At 73.9% G+C, this 6,124-nt stretch carries 5 protein-coding genes; 3 read left to right on the forward strand and 2 right to left on the reverse strand.

Translation table 11 applies throughout. The features are described 5' to 3' along the window. Positions 1-286 precede the first annotated feature (286 nt). The 3 genes from ACFWOG_RS38910 (at position 287) to ACFWOG_RS38920 (ending at position 1,906) form a co-directional block, all read left to right on the forward strand. Complete coding sequence (locus ACFWOG_RS38910) at positions 287-706, forward strand: XRE family transcriptional regulator (protein ID WP_355405911.1); 420 nt, start codon at positions 287-289, stop codon at positions 704-706. 91 nt (positions 707-797) lie between these two features. After that, the gene (locus tag ACFWOG_RS38915) at positions 798-1,346 is read left to right on the forward strand and encodes a ParH-like protein (protein WP_355405912.1); all 549 of its coding nucleotides are present in this window, start codon (positions 798-800) and stop codon (positions 1,344-1,346) included. After that, on the forward strand, positions 1,343-1,906 hold the full coding sequence (locus tag ACFWOG_RS38920; RefSeq protein WP_329881472.1) for a DUF6545 domain-containing protein: 564 nt from the start codon (positions 1,343-1,345) through the stop codon (positions 1,904-1,906). Before ACFWOG_RS38915 ends, ACFWOG_RS38920 begins: the two co-directional genes overlap by 4 nt. A gap of 151 nt (positions 1,907-2,057) precedes the next feature. Here ACFWOG_RS38920 and ACFWOG_RS38925 read toward each other — a convergent pair whose 3' ends face one another. Together ACFWOG_RS38925 and ACFWOG_RS38930 are read right to left on the reverse strand one after the other, a co-directional pair. Further along, positions 2,058-4,268 (reverse strand): tetratricopeptide repeat protein, encoded by a 2,211-nt coding sequence (locus ACFWOG_RS38925; protein WP_380364306.1) that lies wholly within the window; start codon positions 4,266-4,268, stop codon positions 2,058-2,060. Positions 4,269-4,328: 60 nt separating this feature from the next. Further along, positions 4,329-5,528: a hypothetical protein gene (locus ACFWOG_RS38930; protein WP_380364308.1), complete on the reverse strand. Its 1,200-nt coding sequence runs from the start codon at positions 5,526-5,528 to the stop codon at positions 4,329-4,331. Positions 5,529-6,124 lie beyond the last annotated feature (596 nt).

The following is a 6,124-nucleotide window of genomic DNA, read 5'->3' on the forward strand; positions in this document are numbered from 1 at the left end:
GGCCGAAGGAGCCCGGGCCGGCCCGCCCCCGCGGTCCGGCGCCGCCCACCGCGACACCCGGCGCAACACCCGGCCCCTCCCGGACGACCGGGTGTCCGGCAGGGCGTGCGACCGCGCGCGCAGGTCACCGGCCGTGCGATCGAACCGGTCCCCCGCGTACCCCCTCGTCATCTCCCCGGGGCACCTAGAATGAGGACCCGGGTCCGCTCCGCGGGCCCGGGTCATCGGGAGTGGTCGGTCCGCGCACGCACCGGGCGTGTGCACGGGGTGAGGGAAGGGGTGGGCCGTGTCCGACGCAGGCTCCGTTGCGTCCACGCTCGCGGCGAAGCTGGACCGGCTGTTCGACGTCGTCCGCCGCGCGGACCGCGAGCAGTACAGCCACGAGGAGGTCGCCCGGGCCTGTCGGGAGGCGACCGGCGAGAGCTTCTCCGCCACGTACCTCTGGCAGCTGCGGACCGGCCGCCGGGACAACCCGACGAAACGTCATCTGGAGGCGCTGGCACAGTTCTTCCAGGTCCCGCCGACCTACTTCTTCGACGACCGGCAGAGCGCACGGATCGCCGAGGAGCTGGCGCTGCTGGGAGCACTGCGCGACGCGGGCGTCCGGGACGTGGCGCTGCGCGCGGTGGCCCTCTCGCCCGAGGGCCTCGGCACGATCAGCGACATGATCGAGGCCATCGCCCGCCGCGAGGCCGGTGGCAGGTAGCGGAAATCGACGTCGAAGCGGTTCTCCCCGCGCTCCCCCGTCCGTAGGATCGCCTCCCGACCGGGGCCGGTCGGACAGCAGGGGGGCAGGCGTGGGGCATTCGCGTGGGGTCGACCATGAACTCTGGCAGCGATGTCGGGGCATCGCGGAGTCGATACCGCTTCCCGACCCGTTCGGCATCACGGCACTGACCGAGTCACTCACCCGGCTGCGCGGCAGGCCCATCGAGCTCATGCCCCTCTCCGGCCCGGCGCCCTCGCCGTGCGGCGTCCTGATCAGCACCGACCGCGCGGACTACATCGGCTACGCGGTCGACACCACGGCCCTGCACCAACAGCACATCGTGCTGCACGAGATCGGTCACCTGCTCTGCGCGCACACGGGTGGCGCGGGACTGAGCACGGTCGTGTCGCGCGTGCTGACACCCCAGCTGCCGGACGAGCTGGTCCGCCGGGTGCTCGGCCGGTCGGTCTACACGGAGCGGCAGGAGCAGGAGGCGGAGCTCGTCGCCTCGCTGACCCTGCACCGGGCGCTGCAGCGTCCCCGGTCCACCGCGATCGGCCGGCTGGCCGACCGGACGGCGCAGTGGTGGCGCACGATCGGCCGGCCGGGGCCGCGCGGCGCGGCGTGGCACGGGTGACGGGGTGGCCGACACCGGCAGCCTGCTTCGCCGGTGCCGTCAGCCGCTGGGACGACCGGGGCGGCCGGGCGCGCGCCCGGCGTGACCACCGCAGGCTGGACCCGCTCTGGTCGGCGATGAGGTCGGTGGTCCCGGAGATCGAACTCGTCACCCAGGACCGGAACGTCGGACGGGCGAGGGCCCGGCGGCAGGACATCCGGTTCGCCCTGTACCGGCGGATCATCGAGATCCGTGACGGGCAGCTGTCCCTCCGGTCCCATCTGCATCCTCACGTCCCGCTCTGGGTGGCGGAGGTGCTCGGCCCGGCCCGTGCCGAGGAGTTCGCCGTCGTGGTGGAGGCCGCCGCCATCGCCGCCGTCCTGGAGGCGGCCCGGGCCCGGCACCACTTCCCCGCCGGGCCCGGCGAGGGGTGCGTGCCGCACCCGCTGGTGGCCGACCTCCGCGAGGAGGCGGCCTGGCTGGTCAGGGTCGCCGCCGCGTACACCGGTTCGCCGGCGGTGGCCCACGTCCGCAGGCGGGTGCGCGAGGAGCTGGCCAGGGCGGCGGCGGTACCGCACTGACCGGACGCCGTCGCCCCCGCTGCCCCTGCCGCCCCCGTTGCGCGGGGCAGCGGGAACGGCAGGGGCGACGGGGGCGACGGGTGCGGCAGGGGCGGCCTGGTCCGGCGGGGCGAGGGAACGGCGCGCCCGGTGGGACGCGGGACGGACGGTGTCAGGCGCGGGCCAGCTCCGGCATCAGCTCGTACACCTGCCCGGCGGACTCGGGATCGGCCTCCAGGCAGGCGAGCAGGTCGGCCCTGGCGTTGTCCACCCGGTCGAGTCCGATGAGACAACGCGCCCGCTGCAGCCGGGCGTCCACGTCCTCGGTCGAGTCGACCACCTCGTCGAGGAGCCGGAGCGCCTCCCCGAACCGCCCGGCGTCGTGGTGGACCACGGCCAGGTTGAACCGGATGCCGGGCTCCGTCGAGAGCTCGACGGCACGCGCCAGGTTGCTGCCGGCCGCGTCCAGATCGCCTTCCTGGTAGCGGAGTTCACCGATCAGCGCCCACGCCTGGGCGCAGCCGGGGTCGGCGGCGAGCGCGGCCGCGTAGGACTCGGCGGCTGCGGTTCCCTCACCCTCGGCGGCCAGCACCTGGCCCTTGAGGCACAGCAGCCGGGGGTTCTCCGGATCGCCCGCGAGACCGGCCCGGACGTCCTCCCGGGCGAGCCGGTACTCACCCGCCTCGAACAGCAGGGAGGCCCGGTTGAGGCGGGCGTCACGGAACTCCGGGTCGAGCTGGAGGACGTACCCGAAGTCCGCCACCGCCGCGTCGGTGTCGCCGAGTTCGGCCAGGACGTCGGCGCGGTTGAAGTAGGCCTCGGGGAAGGGTGGCGAGAGCCGGACGGCGCGGTCGTAGTCGGCGAGCGCCTGTTCCGGACGGCCGAGTTCGCGCCAGAGCATGCCCCGGTCGAAGTAGTACTCGGAGTAGTTGGGGTCGCACTCGATCACCGCGGTGTAGTCGGCGACGGCTTCGGCGTGGCGGCGGAGGCCCGCGTACACCTGAGCGCGGTTGTAGCGGAGCACGGAGCGGTGCAGCGCGTGCTCGTGCGGCTCCAGCGTCTCGTCGAGGGTCGCGATGCAGCCGTCCAGCAGCGTCAACGCCGCTTCGAGGCGGCCCTGGTGGACCTCGATCAGCGCGAGCCCGTTGCGGTTGAACACCACGCGCGCCTCCCGCTCCTTCGGGTCCGGGTGCCAACTGGCGAAGGCGATCGCCTGGTTGACCCAGCCCCGGGCGAGCCGGTGGTCGCGCCGGTCGGTGTCGAAGTGCCGGGTGTGGAGCATCGCCGTGGCGTACGCGGCCTGCATGTGGACCTCGGGCGAGGCGCTGAGCGCCCGGGCCTCGTCGTACAGCGGCAGCGCCAGATCGGCCAGGCCGAGCGCGGCGAAGGAGGTGGTCATCTTGGTGGTGAAGGCCCACCAGTGGGTCGGGTGGCTCTCGTGGGTGACGAGCTGCCGCCCGCGCTCGCCGAGGTCCACGACGGCGTGGTAGTAGCCGAGGTCCATGCAGTGGTCGAGGGCGTGGCGCAGCGTGTCGGCCCCGACGCCCGCCGGGTCGCTGCCGTGCTCCGCGTGCCAGGCGATGGCCCCCAGCCGCAGGGACGACTCGCCGGCCGTCTCCAGCTCCGCCCGTCGCAGGTCGTGCAGCAGGGCGCGCTCGGTGGCGGGCAGGGCCAGGTAGGCGGCGATGCGGTCGGGGTCGTCGCCTGCGCCGTCCGCCGCGACGTGGGCGCGGCCGAGCGCGGCGGTTCCGGCCGCCGTCCGGGCGGCGTCCCCGGCCGGCCGTCCCCCGTCCGGCGCGTCGAGCACCGCGCAGTGGGCGGCGAGCGCGTCGGCCAGCACCTCGTTCCCGGGGCCGGCCGGACGCTCCGGCGCCTCGGTCCCGGTGGTGACCACCACGGTGAGCAGCTCCGGGTCGATCCGCCGCAGCAGGACGGCGAGGAACTCACCGTCGGTGGGGTCGGCCCGGTGGGCGTCCTCGACGATCAGCGAGCGCGGGGCCGGGCCGACCGCCCGCAGGTACGCCTCCAGGAACTCGACCAGACCGTGGGCGATCCGCAGGGTGCGCAGTGCGGAGTAGAAGCGGGTCCGCTCCTTGGGCACCGCCAGCGAGGTCAGCGTCTCGCGGGTGGCGGGCACCAGGTCGCGCAGCTCCGGCGTGGTGGAGAGGATCTCGATGTCGTGTCCGGCGACGGCCTCCGGGCAGCGCGCCAGCGCGTCGGGGACGATCGTGCGCAGGATCGACCCGACGGCCGTGTAGGGCCCGCGCAGTCGGCGGTCGGCGTTCACCAGGGCGAGGGCGGGTGGCAGGTCGAGCCGCTCGCGGGCGTCGACGCGGTCGGGACGCCGGGCGGCGCGGACCCAGTGGTGGCGGTGCTCGGCCATGACGCAGCTGCCTTTCGTGCGGTGACGTGGTGAGGTGCGGTGGGGCGGGGCGTTCGGGGGTCAGGCCGACCGGGCGGCGCGCCGCTCCCGGGCGGCCAGGACCACGACGGCGCCGGTCTGCGCGAGGGTGAGCACCATGAGGACGAGCGAGTCGAGGCGGCCCGCCGCCGAGGCGTGGCCGGTCAGCCGCAGCCACATGTCGTGCAGGAGGCGGTACGCCGTCGGCACGACGACGCCGGCGAACACGGTGAGCGTGAACGCGTAACCCACCACCATCAGCCAGGCGTACCAGCGGGCGGCCCGCCGGTCGACCGGGTGGTGGACGGACAGGTCCAGCGGCGTGCGCCCGGTGCCGCGCCGGACGGCGTTGCGCAGGACGTCCGTGGCGGCGGCGTGGAGGTTCACGGAGCCCAGGAGCGTACTGAGCAGGACGTAGAGGTCGGTCCGCAGGTAGAAGAAGCCCTGCCAGGCGAGGCGCAGCGTCGTGGCGTAGGCGACCGCGAGGCAGACCGACGCCACTCCCCGGGCGGCGCCGTGCGTCGCGTCGGCGACCAGGGTGAGGACGGCGATCGCCAGGACGTCCGCCAGCATGCCGGCCATGATCGGCAGGTAGCGCTTCCGTCTCGGCACGCTGACCAGCCCGTCGAGGGAGGTCTCCAGCACCAGGTAGACCAGGCGGCGGCCGACCGAGAGCCTCGACCGCAGGCCGAGCCGGCGGCCGGCCAGCGCGTGGAAGGCCTCGTGCAGGGCGAGCAGCGGCGCCTGGCCGAAGAACAGCATCAGCACGACGAGGGTGTAGGAGGAGCTGAAGAAGAGGTTGTCGATCCGGGGTACCAGCCGGGGGACCCGGATCATCTCGACCACGGCGAGGGCCGTCACGAGCGCGTAGCCGATCAGTGCCGGCCGGCTGAAGACGGCCCGGCCCAGCCGTTGCCAGCGCACGGGTGCGGACTCCTCCGCCGGGGCGTCGGCGGAGCGGACGAGGTCCAGGTCCACGAGCGCCTCGACCAGGTCGGCGATGTCGACGCTCTCGCCGTGCTCGGCCTCGTAGCGCCGGGCGGCCTCGCGCGGTGTGACGCCGTCGGCCAGCATCCGGACCAGTTCGGCGCCGTCGGCCGGGAGGACGGCGTAGGTGTCGGTCTCCGGGCTGCCGACGGTGACCTCGTCGCCCTCCTCCAGGTAGACGAGCCGGCGCAGTGGCAGCGGACGGTCCAGGTCGAGGCCCGGGGCGTCGGAGCTGCTGTCCACGGAGGAGTGCACGGGTGTCCTCCCGCAAGGGGGTGGGCGGAGGGGGTGGGCGAAGGAGGAGCGGCGCCGGTCGACAGTGCCATGTCGGGTCGACACCGCTCCCCCGTTTCCCCGGGAAAAGGGATCAGGCCTGCACCATGCAGTCCCACGGCAGGTACAGCGCACGCGCCGTGCTGGTCAGACGGACCGGGCCGGTCTTGCGGACGACGATCTTCTTCATGACGGACACCTCCCTTCACACTGGTCGCAGGAAAGCCATGAGCTGAGATGAATAAGCATCTGATGCTCAGTCATATCAGCTCGGCCAGGCACCAGAGTGCTGACGATGTGGTGACCGCGTCAAGGGATCGCCGCCCCCGATCCGGGGGCGCCCGGGCGATCCGGGGAGATTCCGCAGCTCGAAGGGGACGCGCGGCGCGCGACAGCCGCAACTCCGGGCCGGATCGGCACGGCCCCAGGAGAAAGGTCCCTCGGCAACATATAAACTGAAATGAATGACTGGCGGAGGATGATCTACTTCAGTTGAGTTCCGGTCCGGCTTCCGGATCGCCCGCCGTAGGGCGCTCCCGAAGCCGGCGGCAGGGGTGCGGCCCCCGGCGGCCGGGCGC

Origin of the sequence: Kitasatospora sp. NPDC058406, assembly GCF_042722765.1 — a bacterium.
GTDB lineage: Bacteria > Actinomycetota > Actinomycetes > Streptomycetales > Streptomycetaceae > Kitasatospora.

Coding starts and splice junctions, on each gene's coding strand:
- ACFWOG_RS38925 (WP_380364306.1), bottom strand. CDS start 4,268: ATGGCCGAGCACCGCCACCACTGGGTCCGCGCCGCCCGGCGTCCCGAC.